General features: G+C 70.8%; 26 protein-coding genes. 14 read left to right on the plus strand and 12 right to left on the minus strand.

Going from position 1 to position 23,990, the window contains the following annotated elements:
* Nucleotides 1–22 precede the first annotated feature (22 nt).
* Nucleotides 23–799: a hypothetical protein gene (locus tag QHF84_RS14915; protein ID WP_281313954.1), complete on the minus strand. Its 777-nt coding sequence runs from the start codon at nt 797–799 to the stop codon at nt 23–25.
* Nucleotides 796–1,041, minus strand: a complete 246-nt coding sequence (locus QHF84_RS14920) for a hypothetical protein (protein WP_281313955.1) — start codon at nt 1,039–1,041, stop codon at nt 796–798. The genes QHF84_RS14915 and QHF84_RS14920 overlap by 4 nt, the downstream gene beginning before the upstream one ends.
* 88 nt (nt 1,042–1,129) lie before the next feature.
* Between QHF84_RS14920 and QHF84_RS14925 the strand changes: the two genes are divergently transcribed.
* Nucleotides 1,130–2,962 (plus strand): hypothetical protein, encoded by a 1,833-nt coding sequence (locus tag QHF84_RS14925; protein ID WP_281313956.1) that lies wholly within the window; start codon nt 1,130–1,132, stop codon nt 2,960–2,962.
* Here the strand turns inward: QHF84_RS14925 and QHF84_RS14930 are convergent, their stop codons facing one another.
* On the minus strand, nt 2,963–4,684 hold the full coding sequence (locus QHF84_RS14930) for a HEAT repeat domain-containing protein (RefSeq protein ID WP_281313957.1): 1,722 nt from the start codon (nt 4,682–4,684) through the stop codon (nt 2,963–2,965).
* A gap of 153 nt (nt 4,685–4,837) precedes the next feature.
* Between QHF84_RS14930 and QHF84_RS14935 the strand changes: the two genes are divergently transcribed.
* From QHF84_RS14935 to QHF84_RS14980, 10 genes are all read left to right on the plus strand, one after another.
* On the plus strand, nt 4,838–5,749 hold the full coding sequence (locus tag QHF84_RS14935) for an XdhC family protein (RefSeq protein WP_281313958.1): 912 nt from the start codon (nt 4,838–4,840) through the stop codon (nt 5,747–5,749).
* A complete protein-coding gene (locus QHF84_RS14940) occupies nt 5,746–6,375 on the plus strand; it encodes a nucleotidyltransferase family protein (RefSeq protein WP_281313959.1) in 630 nt (209 codons plus the stop codon). Before QHF84_RS14935 ends, QHF84_RS14940 begins: the two co-directional genes overlap by 4 nt.
* A gap of 17 nt (nt 6,376–6,392) precedes the next feature.
* Nucleotides 6,393–7,442, plus strand: coding sequence for an ADP-ribosylglycohydrolase family protein (locus tag QHF84_RS14945; protein ID WP_281313960.1), 1,050 nt, complete (start codon nt 6,393–6,395; stop codon nt 7,440–7,442).
* A gap of 44 nt (nt 7,443–7,486) precedes the next feature.
* Nucleotides 7,487–9,763, plus strand: coding sequence for a xanthine dehydrogenase family protein molybdopterin-binding subunit (locus tag QHF84_RS14950; RefSeq protein ID WP_281313961.1), 2,277 nt, complete (start codon nt 7,487–7,489; stop codon nt 9,761–9,763).
* Between the two features lie 36 nt (nt 9,764–9,799).
* Nucleotides 9,800–10,192, plus strand: a complete 393-nt coding sequence (gene gloA / locus QHF84_RS14955) for a lactoylglutathione lyase (protein WP_281313962.1) — start codon at nt 9,800–9,802, stop codon at nt 10,190–10,192.
* 3 nt (nt 10,193–10,195) lie between these two features.
* Nucleotides 10,196–10,672, plus strand: coding sequence for a (2Fe-2S)-binding protein (locus QHF84_RS14960; protein WP_281313963.1), 477 nt, complete (start codon nt 10,196–10,198; stop codon nt 10,670–10,672).
* 26 nt (nt 10,673–10,698) lie between these two features.
* Nucleotides 10,699–11,565 (plus strand): FAD binding domain-containing protein, encoded by an 867-nt coding sequence (locus QHF84_RS14965; protein WP_281313964.1) that lies wholly within the window; start codon nt 10,699–10,701, stop codon nt 11,563–11,565.
* Between the two features lie 29 nt (nt 11,566–11,594).
* Nucleotides 11,595–12,101 carry a GNAT family N-acetyltransferase gene (locus tag QHF84_RS14970; RefSeq protein WP_281313965.1) on the plus strand — a complete coding sequence of 169 codons (507 nt, stop codon included), beginning with the start codon at nt 11,595–11,597 and terminating at the stop codon, nt 12,099–12,101.
* Between the two features lie 61 nt (nt 12,102–12,162).
* Entirely contained in the window at nt 12,163–13,086 is a 924-nt protein-coding gene (locus QHF84_RS14975; RefSeq protein ID WP_281313966.1) for a hypothetical protein, read from the plus strand.
* 134 nt (nt 13,087–13,220) lie between these two features.
* Nucleotides 13,221–13,361, plus strand: coding sequence for a hypothetical protein (locus QHF84_RS14980; protein WP_281313967.1), 141 nt, complete (start codon nt 13,221–13,223; stop codon nt 13,359–13,361).
* A gap of 117 nt (nt 13,362–13,478) precedes the next feature.
* Here QHF84_RS14980 and QHF84_RS14985 read toward each other — a convergent pair whose 3' ends face one another.
* From QHF84_RS14985 to QHF84_RS15000, 4 genes are all read right to left on the minus strand, one after another.
* On the minus strand, nt 13,479–14,456 hold the full coding sequence (locus QHF84_RS14985; RefSeq protein WP_281313968.1) for a PAS domain-containing protein: 978 nt from the start codon (nt 14,454–14,456) through the stop codon (nt 13,479–13,481).
* Entirely contained in the window at nt 14,453–15,295 is an 843-nt protein-coding gene (locus QHF84_RS14990; RefSeq protein ID WP_281313969.1) for a DUF4388 domain-containing protein, read from the minus strand. Before QHF84_RS14990 ends, QHF84_RS14985 begins: the two co-directional genes overlap by 4 nt.
* A 122-nt stretch (nt 15,296–15,417) precedes the next feature.
* Entirely contained in the window at nt 15,418–15,831 is a 414-nt protein-coding gene (locus QHF84_RS14995) for a hypothetical protein (RefSeq protein ID WP_281313970.1), read from the minus strand.
* Nucleotides 15,832–15,921: 90 nt separating this feature from the next.
* Nucleotides 15,922–16,305 carry a hypothetical protein gene (locus QHF84_RS15000; protein WP_281313971.1) on the minus strand — a complete coding sequence of 128 codons (384 nt, stop codon included), beginning with the start codon at nt 16,303–16,305 and terminating at the stop codon, nt 15,922–15,924.
* 106 nt (nt 16,306–16,411) lie between these two features.
* Here QHF84_RS15000 and QHF84_RS15005 point away from each other — a divergent pair, with 106 nt between their 5' ends.
* Genes QHF84_RS15005 through QHF84_RS15015 form a run of 3 tightly spaced genes read left to right on the plus strand, consistent with a single transcriptional unit; the run spans nt 16,412 to nt 18,306 of the window.
* Complete coding sequence (locus QHF84_RS15005) at nt 16,412–16,804, plus strand: VOC family protein (RefSeq protein WP_281313972.1); 393 nt, start codon at nt 16,412–16,414, stop codon at nt 16,802–16,804.
* Nucleotides 16,805–16,819: 15 nt separating this feature from the next.
* Nucleotides 16,820–17,740: an RluA family pseudouridine synthase gene (locus QHF84_RS15010; RefSeq protein ID WP_281313973.1), complete on the plus strand. Its 921-nt coding sequence runs from the start codon at nt 16,820–16,822 to the stop codon at nt 17,738–17,740.
* A gap of 32 nt (nt 17,741–17,772) precedes the next feature.
* Nucleotides 17,773–18,306, plus strand: a complete 534-nt coding sequence (locus tag QHF84_RS15015) for a hypothetical protein (protein WP_281313974.1) — start codon at nt 17,773–17,775, stop codon at nt 18,304–18,306.
* Here the strand turns inward: QHF84_RS15015 and QHF84_RS15020 are convergent.
* The 5 genes from QHF84_RS15020 to QHF84_RS15040 all read right to left on the minus strand — a co-directional run bounded on the left by QHF84_RS15020 (nt 18,300) and on the right by QHF84_RS15040 (nt 23,961).
* Nucleotides 18,300–21,125 (minus strand): TonB-dependent receptor, encoded by a 2,826-nt coding sequence (locus tag QHF84_RS15020; protein ID WP_281313975.1) that lies wholly within the window; start codon nt 21,123–21,125, stop codon nt 18,300–18,302. The genes QHF84_RS15015 and QHF84_RS15020 overlap by 7 nt on opposite strands.
* A 39-nt stretch (nt 21,126–21,164) precedes the next feature.
* Complete coding sequence (locus tag QHF84_RS15025; RefSeq protein ID WP_281313976.1) at nt 21,165–21,914, minus strand: hypothetical protein; 750 nt, start codon at nt 21,912–21,914, stop codon at nt 21,165–21,167.
* Between the two features lie 57 nt (nt 21,915–21,971).
* Nucleotides 21,972–22,496, minus strand: coding sequence for a hypothetical protein (locus QHF84_RS15030; protein WP_281313977.1), 525 nt, complete (start codon nt 22,494–22,496; stop codon nt 21,972–21,974).
* Between the two features lie 83 nt (nt 22,497–22,579).
* Nucleotides 22,580–23,404, minus strand: coding sequence for a hypothetical protein (locus QHF84_RS15035; RefSeq protein ID WP_281313978.1), 825 nt, complete (start codon nt 23,402–23,404; stop codon nt 22,580–22,582).
* A 128-nt stretch (nt 23,405–23,532) separates the two neighbouring features.
* Nucleotides 23,533–23,961, minus strand: a complete 429-nt coding sequence (locus QHF84_RS15040) for a hypothetical protein (protein WP_281313979.1) — start codon at nt 23,959–23,961, stop codon at nt 23,533–23,535.
* Nucleotides 23,962–23,990 lie beyond the last annotated feature (29 nt).

The raw sequence follows: 23,990 nt of genomic DNA on the forward strand, positions 1-23,990 counted from the left end.
GGACGCTAGTTTTTTCCGAAGGTTAGCGTCGGTCTGCGAAGGGCTTGCAACCAATGGCCGCCCCGGTCGCTCGCGCCTCCGTTCGGGCCGTATCGAGCGCCTCCGTGAGCCGCTTGCGGTTCGCGGGCGGGAGCGAGGTGTCCGCGAGATCGGCGCGGAGCCGCGCGGCGAGCTCGAGCTGGAGGTCGTACGTCTTCTGCAGCTCGCGCGCGTGCTGGTCCCGATCCTTGCCCCGCGCGCTCTCGGCCCGCCCCTTGCCGAGCGCGATCTCGGTGAAGAGCGCGGAGGTGTCGCGCGGCGGATCGTAGACGTAGAGGCCCTGGCATCGATCGGCGCGCGGGCCGATGAGCACATGCGCCTGCCGGCCTCCGGCGCGCTTGCGGCGCTCGTCCTGATCGCCGAGGAACGCGATCTTGTAGTTGCGCACCGAGGCCCCGACAATCGAGCTGTAGCCGGGCCCCTCGGCGTCCGCCTCGCTCGGCAGCTCGATCCCGACGAATGCCTTCTCCAGGCACGCGCGGAAACGTCCGGTGTCACGATCGCTCCGGCTCTCGCCCGTCGGTTCGAGCGTAGTGACGCGGGCGCTCTCGATGACCTCGGAGGCCGCGATTTCGAGGTCGAGCGTGGCCATGTACTCGCCCTGGAAGCCCGAGGCCTCGTACTCCTCCTCCCAGCACGCGACGACGGGCCGGAGGTGCCCCGGGGTCGCCGCGGCGACGAGCTCCGTCGCGAGCCGTTGCGGCGAGGCGCAGCCGAGAAGGCCGCTCACGAGGGCCGCGGACACGAGCACGCGGCTCACCGAGCGCGTCCTTCCTTCTTCGCGCCGCTCCCGGCGTCACCCGTGAGGATGGTGCTTTGGATGACGCCGTAGTCGGGGTACTGCCGGGTCGCCTCGCGAACGCCGATGTAGCGGATCGTTGTGGCCGCGTTGCGATCGTCGTAATGCTTGGCCATGTCGAGCTCGCGCTGGCACCCGAACAGGGCAAGCGGAAAAAGCCACGTGGGCCATGTCGATCGAGGAAAGCGACCACGCAGGCCCATGATGCGGCGACCCTAGCAGATTTTCCCACGAGCGAACGAGCGTCGTCGTAGACGGCGGGTCGCTCCGGCAACTAGGCTGAGGACATCGGTGGAAACGCTTGCGGATCGGATTGCACGTGACGGCCCGTTGAACGAGCTCGACGCCGTCGGCTGGATCATTCGGCTCACGAAGAAGCTCGAAGCGCTGCATTCGCGGGGGCAGGCGCACGGCGGCGTGTCGCCCGCGGCCGTCAAGACGGCGGCCGTGCCGCGCACCTCGCTCGGGATGCTCGTGGCCAGCGCCTCCGCGCCGAGCCGCATCGACTTCCACTCGCCGGAGCGGACCCTCAAAGGGACCAAGGCCCTCGCCGACGACACATGGGCCGCAGCCGCGACGCTCTACACGCTCCTGACGGGCACGAGCCCCTTCCACGCGAGCGACGAGGACGGCATCCGGCAGAAGGTCGTGTCGGCGTCGCCCGCGCCGCTCTCGACGTTCGATGTCGGCGACGACGATCTGCAGCACATCCTCGATGCCGCGTTCGAGCGTGATGCGAGTCGCCGCGCCTCGACGATCACCGCGCTCCGGCAGGCGCTCGAGTCGTGGCACCCGGATCCGACGGTGAAGGATCTGCCGGCGCTCGTCGACGATCAGCTCGAAGAGGACGACGACGAGGCGCGCACGGTCATGCGCGCATTGCCCAACATGACGGCGGTGCGCTCGGCGATGGGGAAGCGCGAGCCCGGCCCGGCGCCGCCCACGCGGGCGACGGCGCAGACGGTGCCGAACATGCCGGCAGTCACCGCGCTCGCAGCCGCGACGGTGCCCGGCGCGCCGCTGCCGAAGGCGCACGATCTGCTCGAGGACGACGACGAGAACGCGAAGACGTCGCTCATGAAGGTGCCGATGGTGCCGATGCGGAAGCCGGCGCCGTCCGCGCCGAACCACGCAGCCGTCGGGCCGGCCTCCTCGAACGGGCCCGCGTCGACCGGCGTGCGTCCGGTCGGTCCGCAAGTGGGCCCGGCGTTCGGCATGATGGGCCGCGCGCCCGGTGGCCCTGCTGCGCGTGCAGCGACGAAACCTGCCGTCGCCGGCGCGCGTCCCGTGCAGGGCGCAGCGCCGGCCGCAGCCGCGAAGACACCCCTCGCGCCGCCGGTGGGCGGCATCTCCCGCGAGGCCGTCATCGACGACGGCGACGACGACGAAGCCACGGTGATGCGCGAGGCGCCGCTCGAGCTGCTGATGCAGACGACGAACGACGCCGGCGGCGACGCGGATCGCGCGACGCCCGTGAATACGATCTCGGCCGAGGTCGCCGCGGCGGCCGCAGGTTCGGTGATCCGCGACGAACCCACGCCGCCGGCGCACCACGCCATCGACGACGAAGCCACGGTGATGCGCGAGTTGCCGGAGCCGCCGCCGCCCGCGCTCGAACCCGCGCCCCTGCCCGTGCCGGCGCCCGACATGCGCGCGCCCGAGCCGACGATGCTGCTGCCCGAGGAGAGCTCGTCGACGTCGCTGCCCGCGAACCTCGCGGACCTCGCGCCGCAACCGCAGCCGCAACCGTTGCCGGATCTCTTCGCGAGCGTCTCCGACGAGCGCCCGCCGCTCTCTCCCGAGCAAGCGATGCGCGCGTCGGCGATGCCGCAGCCGTCGCCGTTCGCCGCCCCGCGGGAGAGCGCTCCTTCGCCGTACGGCGTTCCGCGAGACAGCGCGCCTTCGCCCTACGGCATCCCGCGAGACAGCGCGCCTTCGCCGTACGGCGTGCCGCGGGAGAGCGCTCCTTCGCCGCGGGTCACGCCTCCCCCGCCGGTCGTGATGCAGCCCGCGCAGCCGGCACCGCCGCCGAGCGCCGCGAAGGGCTTGCTGCTCGGCATGCTCATCGCGCTCGTGCTGCTCCTCGCGGGCGTCGGTATTTACTTCACGATCCTGAAGAAGTGATCACCGCCGGCCCGGCGCGCGGGGCCGGCCCCGTCGCTCGGGCGCGCGCGTGGGCTCGCGCGAGGAGCCCGGGCCGCGGCCGAAGTCACGCTCGTTCCTCCGTCGCCGGTTGATCAGGAGCTGGATCTCCGCGTCGAAGCCGCCCATGTCGAGGCGCTGCACGAACGCTCGTTCGAGCCCGAGCTCGCGCGCGGCGCGGGCGCTCTGCGCGGGCAGCGGCGAGATCCACGCGATCCGGCCGCCCGGCTCGAGGACCTCCGCGACGTGCGCGAGGAACCGATCGAAGAACTCGTGCAGATCGATCCCACGCAGCACGCGCCGTCCCATCGGCGGGTTCGTCAGGACGACCGTCGGCGGCGCGCCGCGTGGCACGAACGAGAGCGCGTCTCCACGCGCGAGCACGGCGTCCTCGATGCCGACGGCGGCGAGGTTCTGGCGGGCCGCTTCGAGCGCGGCGAGGGACATGTCCGTGCCGAGCAGGCGCGCATACGGGCCAGCGAGCACACGCTCGCAGAGCTCGGTGCCCGAGCCGACGAAGGGATCCCAGACGACGTCGTCGGCGTGGACGCCCGCGACCCGCACGAGCGCGGCGGCGATCGTCGGGTGCGAGGCCGCGGGCACGTCGCGCTCGCGGTAGGTGAAGCGCGGATCGTCGACGCGAGGGCAGAGCTCGACCTCGATCGCATGGCGATCGGACAGCTCGTACACGAGCGCCTCCCAGGTGCTCTCGGTCGGGTCGTTGACGAGCTTCGGGTTCGCCGCGGCGATCGCCTCGGCCGCGCGCCACGTGCTCGCGCGGCGCTTGCCGCCGCCGGCCCAGGCGATCCGGAAGCGGATCGGGCCGGTCGTGAAATGTTCGAGCAAGCGAAGCGCCTCGGGCGAGGTGAGCGAGCGCGCGAGGGCCTCGGCGATGTCGCCCGAAGGATCGAGCTGCACGGGTGGGAGCGGGAAGCCGAAGAAGAGCATGGTCCTCGCCTCGAACAGGCGCTCGGGAGGACCGACGAGCGTGACGAGGACACGGTCCTCGCGGCCGTCCGGCGCGAGGCGAGGCTTGAGCCGGACGTCGATCTCGTCGCGCAGGATCGGCGCGAGGCCCGCGCGGCAGTGGAGCGCGACGGGCACGGGAGAAGGCGCGGGCTTGTGCACCTCGAAGATCGAGGGGACCTCGCGGCCGGCGGTCCTCTGCGCCATGAGCGAGGCCTTCGCCGTGGCGCGCGCGAGCAGCTCGTCGCCGCCCGTGTCGAGCTCGCGGAGCGCGCGGGCAGCTTCGTCGCCGCCCGTCTTGCCGAGCGCGGCAGCCATCGCGCGCCGCGCGGAAGCGTCGTTCTCCTTGGCGAGCGCAGCAGCGAGGGCGGCGGCTACGTCGGGGCCACGCAGCTTGCCGAGCGCGTTCGCAGCGAACCGTCGCGCCCGCGGATCCGCGTCGTCGAGCGCGCCGATCAGGAACGCCGAAAGCTCGGGCTCGGCATGCTCGGCCGCGACCTTCCCGACGAACGCGACGAGCCGCGCGCGTGGTTTCGTCTCGGCCGTGCGCGCGCCTCCGATGGCGACGCGAGCCGCCTCCACGCCGAGGCGCAAAAGCGATCGTTCCGCGTCGTCCGTGTGCTCCCCTTCCTCCGCGACGAGCTCGACCAGCGCGGCCGCGTCGCTCCGGCGCGGCGAGAAGCCGGGGTCGCGGATCGCCTCTTCCAGCCGGAAATCCGGGGCTCTGCGCGCCGTCATGTCCTGGCCTCGCTCGCCCTGCGCCCGCTCTCTGCTGCCTCGACTCGCCGTTCGTCCACGGCGCGAGGATACGGCGCGCGCGCTCTTTCGCCACTGCCTCGGACGCGGGATGCCTTTCCCGAGGCCGGTTCCGCCGCTACACTCGCGCATCCGGTGCTCGACGTATCCACGGTCATCCCTCGCACTGCGCCTCCGCCCGAGGTGCTGCGGACCGCGCTCGATGCGCTCGAGCGAGGCGAGCGTGTCATCGTCGCCACGGTGATCGCCCGGCAGGGCTCCGCGCCTTGCACGCCCGGGCAGAAGCTCGCGCTCTTCCCCTCCGGCGCGGCGATCGGGACCGTCGGGGGCGGCGCCGTCGAGCGCGCGGTCCTCGCCGCGATGGCCGCGTTGCTCGCCGCGGACGCGCCTGCCCCGCGCGTCGACACCTTCCGCCTCGGGCCCTCGCTCGGCATGTGTTGCGGCGGCTCGGCCGAGATCCTGATCGAGCCCCTCTCCCCCGACCTCTCGGTGCTCGTCGTCGGCGCCGGGCACGTCGGCGTCTACCTCGCGCCGCTGCTCGCCTCGCTCGGGTTCGGCGTGACGCTCTGCGATGCGCGCGAGGTCGCGGCCGATCCCGCGCGTTTGCCAGGGCCGTCCGCCGGCCCGGACGGCGCGAGCGCGCCTCGCTTGCGCCTCCTCCAGGCCGATCACGACGATCCCGAAGTCCGCGCCTCGCTCCCCGCGGATCTCGGCCGCGCCGCGGCGCTCGTCATGACGCACGATCACCAGCTCGATCAGGCCGCGATCGAGTGGGCCATCGGCGCGGGGTTCGGGTTCGTCGGGGGCGTCGGCAGCCGCGCGAAGGCGGCGAGGACCCGCGCGCGGCTCGAGGCGAAGGGCGTCTCGGCGGCGGACATCACGCGCGTTCGCATGCCGCTCGGCGTGGACGTGGGCGCGCGCCTTCCGGCGGAGATCGGCGTCGCGATCGCGGCCGAGCTCGTGTCGTGGCGCGCGGGCCTCTCCGGCAGCCGCCGCGGCGCGCGGAGCCATGGGCACGGCGAGCTCGAGAAGGAAGAAGACGCATGACGAACACCGTGTCGATCGTGCTCGCGGCTGGGAAAGGCATGCGCCTCGGCGGGCCGAAGGCGCTGCTCCTCTGGCCCGGTCCGCCCGGGCAGAAGCCGCGGCCGCTCGCGATCGCGCACGCCGAGGCCCGGCTCTCCTCCGAGTCCTCGCGGGTCGTCGTCGTCGCGCGCAAGCCCATCGTGCAGGCGCTCATCCCGTTCGTTCGTCCGGGCCTCGATCTCCTCGTCTCCGATGCGGCCGACGAGCTCGGGCCCGCGGGCTCCATCGCCACCGCGGTCCAGCGCGTCGCCGCGAACGATCGCGTGCTCGTTTGCCCCGTCGACACCTTGCCCGCGCGCGGGACGACGACGGCGGCCTTGCTCGCGGCCCTCGGCGCGGACGGCGCGCCTCCGCTCGCGACGCGCCCGCGGCACGGCGGACGCGCGGGGCACCCCGTCGCGCTCCAGGGCCGCGCGCTCGATCGGTATCGCCAGCCGAACCCGCCTCCGCTGCGGGATCATCTTCACGCGCTCGGCGCCGATCTTCGTGACGTCGACGTCGACGACGCCGACGTGCTCGTGGACATCAACACGCCGGCCGAGGCGATGCGGTACCTGCGCGCGCCGCCCACGTTCCTCGGCGACTAGCTCGGAAAGGACGCCTCGTGGACGAGACACCGCTTGCATCTGCCTCCCGGCGCGCGTGGGCGCGCGGCGCCTTGCTCGGGCTCGCGGTGGGCGACGCTCTCGGCACCACGCTCGAGTTCCAGGCGCGCGAGGCGCCGCCCTTCCCCGAGCTCGCGAAAGGCCCGCACACCGACGTCACGGGCGGCGGACCGTTCCGCGTCGCCCCCGGGCAGGTCACCGACGACACGCAGATGGCCACGTGCCTCGCGCTCAGCTTGAAGGAGCACGGCCGGTTTCACGCGACCGACGTGGCGGCGCGGTACGTCGCGTGGATCGAGCACGCCTTCGACATCGGCAACCTCACGCACGCTTCGCTCTCCATGATCGCCCGCGGCGTCTCCCTCGGCGAAGCCGCGCGCCGCGCCTGGATCCACTCCGAGCGCAGGACCGCCGGCAACGGCTCGCTCATGCGGATCGCGCCCATCGGCGTCGCGCTCGCGAACGCCCCCGAAGCGTGCCGCATGGCCGCGCTCGCCGACAGCGCGATCACGCACTACGACCCGCGATGCCGCATCACCTGCGCCGCGCTCTGCGCCGCGATCGCCGCGGCCGGCGCGGGACGAACCTCGGCCACGGACCTGTTCGAGGTCGTGCGGGCCGAGGTCGAGGCGGCCGCCGCCACGCTCATCGACATCGTCCCGAGCGACGGACGTGACGTCGAGGCTGCGCGCGACGAGCTGCGCTGGGATCTCGAGCTCGCCGTTCGGGACGATCCCGAGCTCTACGGCCCCGAAATTCACCTGCATCGCCAGCAAGGGTTCGTCCGCGTGGCGTTCCGGCTCGCGCTCTGGGAGCTCCTGCACGCGCCGTCCTACGAGGCCGCGCTGATCGACGTCGTCAACCGAGGCGGCGACGCCGACACGAACGGCGCGATCACGGGCGCGCTCCTCGGCGCGCGTTTCGGCGAGGATGCGATCCCGGCCGCGTGGCGCGCGCGTGTCCTCGGTGCGCTCGACGAGGGCCCTCCCAGCGCGCTGCGTGACCTCTACCATCCGCGCCGCCTGGTCGAGCTCGCCGATACGATCTGAGAGCGTTCTCCATCGAGACGATCCGCGGTATCGTGTCGCCCGCGATGACGACCGCCGCGCAAAACGCTTCGTCTGCCCGCCCTCCCTTCATCGGCACCAACGTGCCGCGCACCGATGGCGCGTCCAAGGTGACGGGCCGCGCCGCGTACGTCGACGACTTGCCCCGCGAGCCCGGTGAGCTCTTCGGCGCCACCGTGCGCAGCCCCGTCCCGCGCGCGCGCCTCCGCGGCATCACCCTCGATCCCGCGTTCGACTGGAGCGACGTCACCGTCGTGCGCGCCTCGGACCTCGCGGTGAACGAGGTCCAGTGCATCACGGCCGAGCAGCCGATCCTCGCGGCCGATCAGATCCGCCACGCGTACGAGCCCGTCGTCCTCCTCGCGTGCGCGGACAAACGCAAGCTCGCGCAGGCCGTGCGCGCCGTGAAGCTCGACCTCGAACCGCTCACGCCCATCCTCGACCCCGAGCAGTCGCTCGCCAAGGTCGACGTCATCTGGGGCGAGGACAACGTCCACAAGCGCTTCTCCATCACGAAAGGCCGCGCCGATCTCCCCGATCCGGCCGCGAGCGCCGCCGCCATCGAAGCGGCGATCGCGAGCTCGGAGGTCGTCGTCCGCGGCCGCTACACGACGCACCACCAGGAGCAGCTCTACATCGAGCCGCAGGGCGTGATCGCCCGCTGGGACGAGAAAGGCGTCCACGTCACGGGCTCCCTCCAGTGCCCTTATTACGTGCACAAAGCGCTCGTCCACGGCTTCGACCTCGCGGCCGATCGCGTGCACGTCACGCAGGCCGTCACGGGCGGCGGGTTCGGCGGCAAGGAGGAGTATCCCTCGGTGATCGCCCTCCACGCCGCGCTCCTCGCGCAGAAGAGCGGCAAGCCCGTGCGCATGATCTACGACCGCAAGGAGGACATCGAGGCGACGACCAAGCGTCACCCGGCCATCTGCGAGATCGTCTCCGGCTGCGATCGCGACGGCACGCTCCGCGCGCTCTCCATCCGCATCCTCATGGACGGCGGCGCGTACATGACGCTCACGCCCGTCGTCCTCTCGCGCGGCGCCTTGCACGCGGCCGGCGTCTACCGCTGGGACGACGTGCGCATCGACGCCGTCGCCGTCGCCACGAACACCCCGCCGAACGGCGCCTTCCGCGGCTTCGGCGCGCCCCAGACCATCTGGGCGATCGAGCGCCACCTCGACCGCGTCGCGCAGGAGCTCGGCCGCGACCCGATGGACCTCAAGGCGCAGAACATGCTGCGCGAGGGCGACACCACGGCCACGGGCCAGACCCTGCGCGGCTCCGTCGGCGTCGCCGAGTGCCTGGAAAAAGCCCTCACGGCGAGCGGGTACCACGACAAACGCAAAGCACCCCCGGCCGTCCGCGGCCGCGTCGCGCGTGGCATCGGCGCGAGCGTCTTCATGCACGGCGCGGGCTTCACCGGCTCGGGCGAGAAGCACCTGAAGGGCCGCGTCGCCGTGGATCTCCTGCCCGGCGGCCGCCTTCGCATCCGCACCGCCTCGACCGACATCGGCCAGGGCACCGAGACTGTCTTCCGCCAGATCGCGGCTGACGCGACGGGCCTTCACCTCGCGGACATCGACTTCGCCGTTCCTTCGACCTCGTACGTTCCCGACTCCGGCCCCACGGTCGCCTCGCGCACCGTCATGGTCGTCGGCGGCATCGTCGAGCGCGCCGCGCGTGAAGTGGCCGCGCGCGTCCGCGCCGAGCAGGAGACCTCCGGCGGCGACTTCGCCGCGGCCGCCGATCGTTTGCTCACCAAGGAACGCGAGGTCACCGCGCTCGTGCAGTACGAGCATCCCGGCTGGGTCACCTGGGACGACAGCACGTACAAGGGCGACGCGTACCCGGTGTACGGCTACGCGTGCGACGTGGCCGAGGTCGAGGTCGATCTCGACACGCTCGAGGTCACGGTCACGGGCTTCTGGTCCGCGACGGACGTCGGCAAGGCCATCCACCCCGTCATGTGCAAGGGCCAGATCGAGGGCGGCAGCCTCCAGGCGATCGGCTGGGCGCTCTGGGAGGACGTCGTCTGGAAGAACGGCCTCATCCAGAACCCGCGCATGACGAACTACATCATCCCGACCGCGCTCGACGCGCCTCCCATGCACGTCGACCTCGTCGAAGCTCCGTACGCGTACGGACCCGGCGGCGGCGCCAAGGGCGTCGGCGAGCTGCCCATGGACGGCGGCGCGCCGGCGATCGCCGCGGCGGTCGAGCACGCGACGGGGCTCTTCGCCCGCGATCTTCCCCTCTTGCCGGAGCGGCTGCTCGAGCTCCAGACCAACCGCAAGGGCTGACCCAAGGCCCCGCGAACCGACGGAGAACCCACGACCATGCGAATCCTCCACACCATGCTCCGCGTCGGCGACCTCGACCGATCGCTCGCGTTTTACACCGACGTCCTCGGCATGAAGCTCATCCGCCGGCGCGACTATCCCGAGGGCCGGTTCACGCTCGCGTTCATCGGCTACGGCGACGAGTCGGAGACGGCGGTCCTCGAGCTCACGCACAACTGGGACACGAAGAGCTACGAGATCGGCACGGGCTACGGCCACATCGCGATCCAGGTCGACGACGCGTACAAGGCCTGCGAAGAGGTCAAGAAGCGCGGCGGCAAGGTCACGCGCGAGGCGGGTCCGATGAAGCACGGCACCACCGTGATCGCGTTCGTCGAGGATCCGGACGGCTACAAGATCGAGTTCATCCAGCGCAAGGTGGAGGAATAACCCTTGAAGATCACGCTCACCCTCAACGGCCTTTCGCGCGAGGTCGACCTGCCGCCGCTCGTGCGGCTGCTCGACGCGCTCCGCGGTCCGCTCGGTCTGCCGGGGACCAAGGAGGGCTGCGGCGAGGGCGAGTGTGGCTCGTGCACGGTGCTGCTCGACGGCGAACCCGTGAACGCCTGCCTCGTCTCGATCGGCCAGTGTGAAGGCCGCGCCGTCACCACCGTCGAGGGCCTCTCCGCCCCGCACCTCGGCCCGCTCGCGCGTTGCTTCGTCGATCACGGCGGCGCGCAGTGCGGCATCTGCACCCCCGGCATGCTCATCTCGGCCGAGGCGCTCCTCGCGCGAAGGCCCGATCCGAGCGACGAGGAGATCCGCGAGGCCATCGCGGGCAACCTCTGCCGCTGTACCGGGTATCAGCGCATCGTCGACAGCATTCGCGAGGCGGCGCGTGAGCGCCGGGAAGCCGGAGGGGCGGCGTGAGCCTCGCGGATCTTCCCCTCCACGACATGCAACGAGCTGCCTCGCTCGACGCGCTCTGCGGGATCGTCGCGGAGCGCCACGCGCGCGGCGAGGCCACGGTCCTGCTCGCGGGCGGGACCGACTGGGTCGTCGAGCAGGAGCTCAAGCCCCCGCGCGGCGACGCCGATCCGCGGCCCCTCGTCGTCGACGTCTCCTGCATGGCCGAGCTCCGCGGCATCACGGCGACGCGTGGCCTTTTGCGCATCGGCGCGGCCGCGACGTACCTCGAGATCCGCCGCCATCCCACGGTGATCGAGCGCGCCCCGATGCTCGCGGCGATGGCCCGGGAGCTCGGCGCGATCCAGATCCAGGCCCGCGGCACGCTCGGCGGCAACCTCGCCACGGCCTCGCCCGCGGCGGACGGCGTCGCGGCGCTCGCGGCCTACGACGCGTCGATCGTCGTGAAGAGCGTCCGCGGCGAGCGCCGGATCCCCTTCTCCGCGCTGCAAACCGGCTACAAGCAGAGCACGCGCGCGCCGGACGAGGTCATCGTCGCCGTCGAGATCGCGCTCCCGCCCGAGGGTTCGCCCTGGCTCTGGCGCAAGGTCGGCACGCGTCGGGCGCAGGCCATCTCCAAGGTCGCGCTCGCGGGCATCGCCGTGCGCTCCGAGGATCGGGTCGTTCGACTCGGCCTCGGCATGGCCTCCGTCGCGCCGATCACCGCGACCCTCCTCCAGACCCGCGCCCTCGTCCTCTCGCGCCCCCTCTCCGCCATCACGGCCGATGCTCTGGATGCCGCCGTCCTCTCGGACATCGCGCCGATCGACGACGTCCGCTCGACCCGCGAGTACCGCAAGCACGCCGCGAAGGCCGTCGTGCGCGGCTTCCTCCGCGACCTCGGCGCGCCCGTCTGAAAACGCGGTTGGCCCGCCAAACCTAGCCCATGACCGACGCTCTCTCCTTCCGCCCCATTCGCCCCGAGGACGATCCTGCGATCGCCGCGATCATCCGCGCCGTGATGCCCGAGTTTGGCGCGGACGGGCCCGGCTTTGCCATTCACGATCCCGAGGTCTCGGCCATGAGCGCGGCGTATTCCGGGCCTCGCTCGGCGTATTTCGTCGTCGAAATGGACGGCCGCGTCGTGGGCGGCGCGGGGATCGGGCCGCTCGAAGGCGGCGACGCGGACACGGCGGAGCTCCGCAAGATGTACTTTTTGCGCGAGGCGCGTGGCAAGGGAATGGGCGAACGCCTGCTCCGGCATGTCCTCGGGGCCGCGCGGGAGCGCGGGTACGCCCGCGTCTACCTGGAGACGCTCACGGGCATGGATTCGGCGATGCGCCTTTACGAGCGCCTCGGCTTTCGCCGCCTCGATCGGCAGCTCGGCTGCACGGGACACCACGGCTGCAATCGTTTCTACATGCTCGATCTGGTCGTCGCCCTGACCACCTGAAACGCGGAATAAGCTGCTCTTGACTTGACCTTCCTCGGGGCCGAGGGCTTTACTGCGCCCCATGAACGGACTTCGAGCGTTTTCCCTCGCCTTCTTGCTCGCCGCGAGCGCCGTCGCTTGCTCTGCCCCGAAGCCCGAGCCCGAAATCGCCTCCTCGGCGACGCAGCCCGGATACGCCCAGGACTATCCGGTCGTCGTCCAGCAGATCGTCAAGGATTTCGGCCGCGACGACGACGACGCGCGGACGCTCACCTCCGGTTTTTCCGAGTACTCGAAGGGCCTCAAGGCCCCCGACTGGAGCGTGGTCGGCGACATTTACCGCACCGCGAACGACGCCGGCCGGAGCCACGCGTACGTCGAGCGCAACCGCGAGGTCGCGGGGGCGGCGGCGTTTTTCCTCGCCGAGCAGGACGAGATCGTCAAGAAGGTCGCCGGCTCGGCCACGTACGTGGCCAAGCAAAAGGGCTGCGAGGTCGACCTCTCGGGCACCGTCGGCAAGGCGCTCACCGATTCCGTGGGCAAGCAGCTCGAAAAGCGGCTGCGCGAGCGAAACGAGGCCCACTCCATCATCGACCGTCACCGGACCGAGCTCAGCAAGGAAGACGCGGCCACGCTCGAAGAGCAGGCCGACCAGTTGAGCCGCGCGAGTTACCTCGTGCACATTGCGATGGTCGAGGAGAAGGTCCGCCTGCGCACGCTCATCGAAGAAGCCGAGCAGGTGAAGAAGACGCTCGACGATTACATCGCCCGCGAACGCGCCTCGCAGGGCAAGGGCAAGGACGCCGACCAGAAGGCCAGCGAGGCTCGCATCGCGCGCGCCACCGAGAGCAAGGCGCAGATCGACGGCTCGCTCACGCAGGCCCGCGAGATGGAGCCGAAGATGGAGGAGCGCATCACGGCCGCGCAGAAGCGGCACGCGGACGCGCTTGCGGCGCTGCTCGCCGACGTGGACAAGCGGGCGAAGGACGCCGGGCAGAAAAAGTAAGCAACTGCCGGGGACCTCCGGTCGATGAAGCAAGGGCGAGGATACCCCTCGCTCTCCCTGGAGGTCCCCTCATGCCCTCGTTGTTCCCCTTCCCTGATTCAGCACGAACGCTCCCCTCGGCCCCCGCGGCCGACATGCCGATACCGCGACCGGCGCGCGCCGATCCCACGCTCGAATCCGTCCCATCGCCTTCCGGCGGAGAGATGGATCTCGCGTGGGACGACACGCAGCCGATGAGCGTCGTCGCGTTCGATCAATCCGCGGCGAAGCAGTAAACGCGCCCGTTGCCGCCCTTCGGGGCGGTATCGCCGCCGATCGCGTACGCGCAGCGGCGCGTCCAGCGTGTCAATCACGGCGAAAGCTGTAACTTCCACCGGATTCATCGAGCATTGTCAGGAAGGGCTCGACGTGAGCTCACTTCGACGCTCGACAGGTGGGGCCGGACAAACGTCGAGGATCCACGGCACCTCGTGGGGCTTCGAGTTCTCCACGAAGCTCGCCTGGCAGGGCTCGCCGAGGCCCGAGCCGATCGCGGCCGCGAGCAATGCACCATAAAAGAGCGCCGTCTCCGCCGCCTCCGACTCGAACGGCGGGCGGAGCTCGCAATGGACGCGCTTTTGCTCGGACCACGCCGCCGCCTCGATCGCCACGCGACCAAGCCCGACCCGCGCGAGCACGCCGTCGAGCGCGCCCGGCGCGAGCACCGGCGCGCGCCCGCCCTCGCGCGCGTGCGCGTCGGCCTCCGATTCGATCACCAGCGCCATGGCGCGCCCCACGTGCTCGCCGAGCTCGACCGCGCCGCGCGGCCCGAGCCGTTCGAGCAGCGCGGGCAGCGCATCGAGCAGCACCGGCAAGAGCCCGCCGATCGTCCCCAGGCTCGTCTGCAAATCGTGACCGTCCCGATTCGCGCCCGCCTCGACCGCCGGCCGGCGCACCACGGTCATGAAGATCCGCGCCGCCGTGCCTTCCTGCACGAGCGGCAGCGCCACCACGGGCGGCGCCTTCACGAACTGCACGGCGACGTCCTGCAGGCCGTGCATGAAATGGAATCGAAACCGAAAGCTCTCGGAAAGACGCGCCTCGTCCTGCACGAACGCCCGGAAGCGCCCGTAAAACGCCTCCACCCGCGTGCAAGGCGCGACCTCCTTGAACCAGTTTTTCCCGACGACCCGCTCGGGCGCCAGGCGCGAAAGCGAGGATTCGTAGCGGTTGTACAGCAGAATCGTGCCGACCTCGTCGAGGACCACGAATCCGTAGGGGAGATCGTCGACCTCCGCCTTCGACATCGTGGCCAGACGCTCGACCGCGTCGAGGGTGCCGTCCTCCGACACCATGGCGGGCTGCGCGGCCCTGAAGAATCCGCTGCTCAACGAACACCTCCTTCTCGCATTCGGAACGCCTCGCCCCACCCCCCCTTGTCGAGCAGCCGCATCAAGCCCCCGAGCATCTCGGGGACGTGATACCGCTGGAAACGCGCCGCGTTGAACATCGCGGCGGCGTCGAAGACGGAAAACACCCACGTCGCCACCGCCTTCGGGATCGCCGACCGCGCCCGCTCGACGCCCGCCACCGTCACGAGGCCGTCCGCCGAGATCCGGAACGCATCCATCGCCGGATGCGCCGCGGCCGTGCGCGTCCACGCCGTCTGCATGAACGACGACGCGAGCTTCGGCCCCAGCCATTTGCGCGTATACACGGAGCACGCATTCATCACGGCCGCGGCCAGCGCCACCTCGGTCGCAGGGCCCTCCAGCATCGCCGGGCGTAACGACGCGGGCGGCGTCTCGGAGGGCGTCGGACGCGGCGGCGGCGACGAGCCCCGCTCATCGAGCGCGAGCACGTCGAACACCGCCTGGGAAAACCCACGAAGGGCGGCGAGCGTGGCCTCGACGTCGGCATCCGGCGGCACCCCGTCGGCGAGGGCGCGGAGCACGCGCCCTCGCTCGAGGACGATCTCGCCTCGCCGTTTCACGGATCGGATCGAAACGACACACGTCCGGCCCCGGGAGCCCAGGGAGCCGAGCAGGTCGTCGAGCCCGACCTCGTCGAGTTGACCTCGGAGGATGAGCCGACCCCGCGCGCGCTCCGAGGAGACGCCCGCCCGATCGCCACGACCGGCGTCCATCGTGGCTCCACCGAGCCACGCTCCTCCCTCATCCCCGAGGGCGGCGTTGTCGAACATGAGCACTCCCTTCCTTCGGTTGTACATGGTTCGTACAACCTTAGGAAAGGGGTGTCCAGCGGTTTTTCAGCTTCTCCAGCGTGGAAGCCTGATGTGGATCCGTCCGCGGCTCTCGAATGTCGACCCGAACGTAGAAGGTTCGTCCAACGCTACTCCTTCGTGTGCTCGTGCGTCGGCGCGAGGGCCTTCCGGATCGCCTCCTCGCGCGCCGCGCGCGCGTGCTTGCGGCCCTCCACGATCGACTCGACGGCGAGGTTCGCCTCGATGTCGTCGGCGAGCTCGTCCGCCGCGATCCGCGCGATCGCCTCGAGCCGCGGACCGAGCCGCGCCCGGAGCCGCTCCTTGATGGCGTCCTTCAAGATCTCGCGCGCCGCCACGCGTGTCAGCGCCGCGGCCTCGCCGTAGAGGACCTTCGAGACCTCGAGGTCGAGAAAATGCGTGCCCGCGGGCCCCTCGTCCCGCCGCCCCTCGCCGCGGCCCTCGTGCCGCTCGCCGCAGCCCTCGTGCCGCTCGTCGTGCCGCTCGCCCTGCCCTTCCGGCCCTTCCCTGCGATGATCCTGCATGTCGCCTCCGATGCCCGCAGCGTAGCGGCGACGTCGAGGCGTCGGAAGGGCCACCCAAGGGGGCCCGCAGGTTCGATCGGGGCGGATCGATCAGAGCAGGTTCAGATGCTTCTTCGCGCGGTGGTCGGCGGCCTCGACGATTTTCTTCGCCTCGTCCGCGTCGAGCTCGAGCTTCACGCAGAGCTCCTCCACGAACTTCTTCTCGCTCTCGTGCTGCTCGCCGTCGACGTACGTGAGAAACACGGCGTGCTGCAGGAGCACGCGGCGATCGTCGAACGACATGTCCCACACGGGGATGTCGTCGAGGGTCTTCTTCTCGGCCGCATACGCGCGGATCTCGGCGGCCTGCTCCTCGGTCGCCTCGAACGTGGAGATCAGCGCCTCGACCATCTCGCGTTCCTTCACGTCGAAGTGGCCGTCGGCCCAGGCAACGCTGACGAGCGACTTGACGATCCCCATGTTCTCTTCGCGCATGACCGAAGCTTTTGCCGTCATGCGCCGAAGGCGTCAAGCCCCTCGTCGATCCCCGCGCGCACGCCACTCCTCCCGGCCCCGGCGATGCGATACCTTGCCCGCCCCGATGGAGACCCCCCTCGCCGTCCACCACCTCGCCGTCGTCGTCGCCGATCTCGATCGGGCCGAGCGTTTTTATACGGGCGTGCTCGGCCTGCCCGTCCTGCGCCGCTGGGACGACGCCGCAGGGCAGCCGCGCTCGGTATGGCTCGCGCTCGGGGGCGGCGCCTTCCTCGCGGTCGAACGCGCAGGCGCGCCGAATGCCCCGCACCGCGAGGACGCGGCCCCCGGCCTGCATTGCCTCGCGCTCGGCATCCGCCCGGACGCACGCGAGCGCTTTCGCGCCACGCTCGCCGAGGCGGGTTTTCCCGTCGAGCGCGAGAGCCCCTATACCCTCTACACGCGCGACCCCGACGGAAACTTGATCGGCCTCAGCCACTTCCCCGATCCGGCTCCTTGAGGCAAAACCACCCCGATGACAGGCCTCTCCCACCAGCGCTACCGCTTCGTCGCCCGCCCCGAGGACGCAGGGCAGAGGCTCGATCAGGTCCTCGCCGCGAACGTCCCCGGACTCTCGCGCCGCAAGGCCCGCGTCGCCATCGACCTCGGCGGCGTCTTCGTCGACGGCGCCCGCTGCAAAGTCGCCGGCCGCGCCATCCGGCCCGGACAAACCATCCTCGCCCACCTCGGCGGCGCGCTCGACCGGGCGACCAAGGAGGTCGGCGCCGCCGCGCGCGCCAAAGACGAGTCGAGCCTCCCGCCCTTCCGCGTGGTCTACCAGGACGACGACCTCGTGGTCGTGGACAAACCCTCCGGCCTCGTCACCGCGCCGACGCCCGAGAGCGACCGCGGCAACCTCGCCGATCTGCTCGGCCGAACCCTCGGCGGCACGATCTACGTCGTCCACCGCCTCGACCGGGGCACGAGCGGGCTCGTGGTCTTCGCGCGAAACGAAGCGGCGAACCGCGCCCTCTCCGATCGAATTCGCGCCCATGATTTCGATCGCGTCTACCTCGCGGCGCTCCTCGGCCTCGTCCCCTGGGACGAGCGGACCATCGAGGAGCCCGTCGCCGGCAAACGCGCCGTCTCCCACGCCACGGTGCTCGAACGCCTCTCCCCCCCGGGCACGCCCGGCGCCACGCTCACGCGATTCCGCCTCACGACCGGCCGCACCCACCAGATTCGCCTGCACGCGCTGCACGAAGGCCACCCCGTGCTCGGCGATCGCAAGTACGGAAAGACGAGCCCGCTCGATCCGCCGCGCCTCGCGCTCCACGCGACCCGGCTCGGCTTCGTGCACCCGCGGACGGGCGAATCCCTCGCCTGGGAGAGCCCCTGGCCCGACGACCTCGCCCCGTGGCTCGAAGCAGTACGGACGGGCACGTTCGCTCGTTGACGCCTCGCGCGTGCCATTCTATCACGCCGGGCATGCTCGCCCGACGCGCTCTCCCCCTCGCCCTCGCGTCCCTCAGCGGACTGCTCGCGCTCTCCTGCTCGTCCTACGAGCTCAACATGCACGAGAACGCCCCGGCGAGCGCCTTCGCCGCCCTGCCCCCGAACACCGCGCGGATCTGCGTCCTGCGCCCGCACGGGGTCGCCGCGCTCGTCCCTGCCGTCGTGCACGACAATGCCCGGCTCGTCGGCATGACCAAGGGCCCGTCGTATTTTTGCTATCTCGCCGAGGCCGGCCTTCACCATATCGTCTCTCGGTACGGCGACGACGTGGACGCCAAGCTCGGCTCCGACACGATCGTCGACGCGCACCTGACCGCCGAGCCCGGGGGGCATTATTTCCTGCACCACGACGTCACGGCGATCCTGACGCTCTCGGTCGGCTGGGTCGAGGCGACGCGGGCGAACGAGATGATCTCCGAATGCGACTACGCCGAGCTCGTCGCCGCCCCTTCGAACGAGAGACTGCCCGCGCCCGGTGAAGTCGTGCCCGCGGCCCGTCCTCAATAATCGACGCGCAGCCCGAACCGCACCTGCCGCGGCGCCTGAAAGGCCTCGGGTTTTTCGTACCGAGGGTTTTTCGTGAGCCCCTCCGGAAGGTTCTCCCGGACGCCGCCTTCGACAGGAAGAACCGTATCGTACGTGTAATTCTCGTCGAACGCCGTGGGCGTCCGGCTGTCCGCGAGATTGTAGATCTCGACATTCGCGCCGAGCCGGAGGTCCTTGCCGAGGAGCGCCGACACGCCGAACCGCGCGTCGATGCGGTGCACCCACGGCGTGAGCCCCACCGAACCACGCGGCAGGAGGAACACCTCGCTCGGCCCGAACCACGGGTGCGCGCCGAGCGCGCCGTACGGCGACCCCGACTGCCCGGTATACCCCGCCCCCGCTTCGAGGATCACCCCGGCCGGCAAGACCAGCTCTTTCCCTGCATAAAGCTTGATCGAATGCGTGTGATCCCCGGGCAACGGGCCGCTGCCGTTCGCGTCGATCTCGGGCGCGTCGAACGCGCGCGTCGTGTTCGGATCGAGCTGCCCCGTCCGCGCCAGGAAAAACCCCTCGTAATTGCCGCGCAGCGACGAGAGCGTGTAACTCGCGACGCCGACGAACCCGCCCGCGAACGGCCGCATCAACGTGAGCGAGAGCGCGTCGTACACCCGCTCCGCCGCCGTCATGAAGGCCCACGCTCCGCCGCCCGGATTGCCGATCAAGCCCCCGCCCGTGAAGAAGCTCGTATCCTCGATGGTGCGGAGGAGCTGGTCGTGCACGTACACGACCCCGAACCGCACGCCGAGCGGCGCCGCGACCTCCCCGCCGACCACCCACTGATGATATGCGGGCCCGCCGATCTCGGGATCGACCGAGGCCTGGGTCGTCCGCGGATCGGACAGGGAGCTCGGTTCGGCCGTCGTTTGTATCAGAATGGCCGTGTCGTCGGGACAGCCGCCGTACACCTCCTCCGGCTCGTTGACGTCGCAGCGGCCCCCAGTCGCGTGAATGCTCGTGAGCTTGCTCTCGGGCGCGAGGGCACGCACCGCCACGTCGAGCGGCACGGTCTGGTATCGCATCCCGTACGTCGCGAACACCCGCACCCGGCCGCTCTTCATCGGGCTCCACGAAATGCCGGCGCGCGGCGCGAGCATGAAGGGCAAGCTGAGCTTTCCCCCGAGGAGCACCTGCGCGTCGTAGCGAAGGCTCGCCTCGGCCACGAGCCCCTCGCGAATCTGCCAGGTATCCGCGACGAACCCGCCCGCCGCGAACGAGTTCACCGAGGTCGTCACCGTATCGAACACGAAAGGTTTGTCGGGGCCTCTGAGGTAGCCGAACCGTTCGTTTTGCACGAAACCGCCGTTCACGCTCTCGCGGAGGAGGACCGCGCCGGAATACCCACGCACGTAGCTCAGCGTCGAGACCTCGAAATCGACGCCGGCGCGGATCCGGTGCTCGCCGAGGCCATGCGCCCGCAGCGACACGACGGCGCGCCCCTCGACACGATCGGCCGTGGACCGGGACAGGAGCCCGGGGCCGCCCATTGCATACGGGCCGGCGGGACAATTCAGCACGATGTCCGAGGGTTGCCCCGTCGGGGCGCAGGCGGCGAGCGCGGGCGTGCTGAGATCCTCGAAATCGACGATCGGGTGGTTTCCGCTGAAACCGCCGCGCCTCCAGAGCATCTGCGGCACGTGCGCGAGCGTCCCCGCCCGCCCGATGTCGTCGACCCCCGAACCATCCGCCGCCCGCACCTCGTTCCCGCTGCGCACCCAGCCGAGCGCCGCGTCGAGCCGGGCATTGCCGCCCGCGAAGAGCGACGTCCCGCGCAGCACCACCGCATTCGTGAGAGCGATCTGCCTGCGGCCGAGGGCCGTGTGCTCCCCATTCAAGTTGTCCACGCCGACCCCTTCACTCTCGAGATCGAACGGGTGCACCGCGCCGCCCCCGGATCCCGCGAAGGTCCCGAACACGGAGAGCGAGACCTCCCGCGTCTTCGAGGGCCGATACGTGAGCTTGCCGATCCATTGCCCGATGTCGCCCTGGGCGAACTGCGTGCTCTGCGAGTCCGGCAAGAGCCTCGTCTTCTGGGCGCCGGTCTCCGGGTCGACGTCGGGGACGAGCTGGACACCGCCGAAATCGTCGACCTCCGTCCTCCACGAGAGCGATTGCAAGCTGCGCTCCAGGCGATACCGCCGCCGGGCGAGGCTCCCGCCCGCGAAAAAGAAGAGCCGGTCTTTCATGATGGGCCCGCCCACCGACCCGCCGAGATCCCGCGTGCCGTCGAGGCGCGGATCGGTATGGATGACCGTGCCCTCGAAGATCTTCGGCGTCCGCTCCCCTTCGAGCGAGCCCGGCGCGAGGCCGCCCCACGCCGAGGCGTGCCAGCGATTCCCGCCGCTCTTCGTCGCGACGTCGTACACGCCGCCCCCCCGTCCGAACGCCGGATCGGCCCCGACGACGGTGACGTCGGCGCGCTCGACGAACTCCATCGAGAGCGGCATCTGGAGAATGCCGTATGTCGGATGGCCGACGCGAATCCCGTCCACGAAAAACGTATTCTCGGGCGAGCTCGCCCCGACGAACGACACGCCGTACATATCGGCCTGCGTCCCCGGCAGGAGCAAAGCGAGGTTCTCGAACGACCGCGCCGGCCCGCCGCGCTGCTCCGGAGCGGAAAGCGGCAGGAGCCGGAGCCCGGCCGGGTCGAGCGATTCACCCCATCGCGCGGCGCTCCCCTCCCCGAGACCACTCGGCAGGGGCTCCTCCGCGTGGGCGGGCGGTGCGGCGAGAAAAACCCCCACGAGGGAGGCGGCGAGCGGGATCCGGAGCGTGAACATCAACGTTTCGTTCTCCAAACGTTCGTCGAGCCCTCGGGATCAGAGCGGGTCGAGCGGCCCGCCGTCGAGCACGCAGCGAAGCGTCACCGGATCACAATGCGTTGCGATCCGCGGGTCGATCCCGGAGCCGGAGTGGAGCCCCGAGAACGTCTGCGAGGGCGCGGGCGAGCAGAGCGCGTCGTTCGGCTCGTCGCTGAAGTCAGAGAATTCGCCGCAGTACGAGGACGGCGAGAGCGCCGCCACCTTGTACGTCACCGAGCACCCCTGCTTGAGATCCTCGACCTCGAGCTCGGCGGCGAACCGCACGCCGGGCACGTCGGGCGCGACGTACATGGCGAGGTTCCACCAGGTCTCGCGGATGCGCCCGCCCCCGATGGAGACCACGTTGCCGAGGTCGTCGAACACCTGGGTCGGCGGGAGCTCGATCTCCGCCGGCGCGAGATCGCCCGCGCGGCAGATGCCGTCCTCCCCCGCGGTCTCGGGGAAGTCCCCGAGCGCGAACGGCCGCCCGTCCCCGAGGTCGGTGCCATTGAAGTTGGCCTCGAACCAAAGGCTCTTCAGCGACTGCGATTGCAGGGCGATCGTCTGCGGGCCCCCGTTCGTCCCGGGATACACCTCGAGCCCCACATCCTCGCCGAGGCGAGGGATGCACCCGCCGGTCTGCGAGACGACGTCGTAACGGGCGAAGTAGAGCATGGAGGAGACGAGGCACGGCGCGGGCGGCTCCGCGCACGCCGCGGTCGTCGCGACGAGGAACAAGGGGGCGATCCGGCGCACGAAGGTAAGCATGTGGGGTAGCATCCATGCTACAGGAGGTGCGATCCCCCGACAATCGGGATTTCGTGCTCAGCCCCGATTGACCAACACCTCTACCCCCGCCTCCCGCAGAAAAACGACGGCCGGACGGAGCGCGTGCGCCGGCCCCTTCCCGAGCCGTAGCTCCTCGCCATTGTTCATGGTGAGCACGAGCCAGCGCGGCTCGAACCCGGGCTCGGTCGATTCCCCTTCCACCCCGGCCACCACGGGCGTCGCCGCGTGGAGGAGCGCCCGCGCGTCGAGCGTCCGGGAAAAACCCCGTCCCTGCTGCACGATCTCGCCACGCTCGAGGTCGATCCGGAACTGCCCGTGCTTGCGCGCGCTCCGCTGCGCGATGCCATTGCCGATCGCGGACGCGGTCGTCCAGACGATCGCGATGAGCAGGATGGGCAAAGGCGCCGCGCGGAGCCCCACGATGATCGATACGAGGATCGAAGCGAGCAGCGCGAACGGCGCGTAGAGCTTCACCAGGGTCTCGGCGAAGCCCCCGGGGCAGTCGCAGACGAGCACAAGCGGGCCTTCGGCCACGATCGTGCCCGCCTCGTTCCGCAGCAATGTCTCCCGCTCCTCCAACGAGGCCCTTCTTCCTCATCCCGCCCCACGTGGCAAGAAGGAAGCGGCCCCGCGTCCTCGGCCCTTCAGGTCGTCGGACGCTTGCGCGAGCGCCACTCGCGCACGAGGCGGATCCCGAGCAGCGCCATCGCGAGCCCCACGACGAACGCGATTCCGACCGGAAGGGGCTGGATCTCCCGCCGCACGCCCTCGCTCGCCCCGCGCGCGGCCGAGCGGCTCAGCGCGGCCACGACGTCGCTCACGCACGGCTCGCCCGTGCCCGCGTTGCACTGCGCGACCTCGGCCTTCACCGCGGCGATCGCCCCGTGCACCGCCGCCCCGGCCGCGCGCTCGGCGGCGGCCGCCATCGCGTCCGCGAGCGGCCCCTCGGCGTCCGGCCCGAACCAGCCTGCGATCTCGCTGCCCATCGCGCGCGTCAGCGACCGGCCCATCTCGCCCGATACCTCGCCGACGAGTGATGTCGCCTGTTTTTCCCCGTTGTTCATCCCGCGCACGAGCCCCATGGCCGCCTGCTCGCCGGCCCTCGCGGCCGCCTGGCTGATCGGGCCGCGCTCATCCATCACGGTATCGACGGCCGTGCGCAACGACTCCGCGACGAGGTGCCGCACGATCCACCTTTGCTCGGGCACGGTCGCCGTGAGCCCTCGCATCGCACCTCGCATCATGTTCGCGGAGATCTCCTCGATGCCCGGCGGCGGGCCGGCCGCGAGCGCATTCGTCAAGAAACGATCGAGCAAGAGCCCCATCTTGCGGGCGAGCTCGGCGTCCTCGGGCGGCGTATCCAACGCTGAAATCGCGCCCAGGGTCGCCTCCCGGGCCGGCTGACGGAAATTCGCGCTGCACCCGAGCCCCACGAGCCCGAGCACGATCGCCAGCATGATCGCCTTCATATCGATCCCCCGTACCGAGCGCTGGCGTGCACCTCCCGCGCCGGGCGCACGCTGCACGCGGATACGTTCGCGCCAAAACGCGTTTTACAGGGTGAACGGGCGTCGCGACGGGCGCGGGCGATCTCCGCTCAGGCCGCGCCGAACCAGCGTTTCGTCTCGGGCTTCATCCACATGATGAGCAGCGGAATCGTGATGGGCAGACAGCACGTATTCCACAACATGTTCAGCCCGATGAGGATGATCCCGAGCGTGTAGGCCCATCGCGCTTTGCCGGCGAAGAGCACGATCGCGTGCGGGATGATGACGACGAACGAGAAGGCCGCGAGGAAGAGACCCACCACCCATTCCCCGGTCGCCGACGACCCGGACGTACCCCGCATGACGGGCCCGAGCATCATGTACAACCCGGACGCGAACGCTCCGAGGAGCATGAGGATCATCAGCACCGCATAGATGCGGAAATAATAGACCCCTTCCGGCGGACGATCCTCCTCCATCAAGAGGGGCGTCCCGGGGGGAGCGCCGGAGGGGATGAAGTACGGGCCCTGATGGCTCATGACGTCCGGGCATCATCACCCGAGTTCGC

Source organism: Polyangium sp. y55x31 (genome assembly GCF_029946505.1).
Classification (GTDB): domain Bacteria; phylum Myxococcota_A; class Polyangia; order Polyangiales; family Polyangiaceae; genus Polyangium.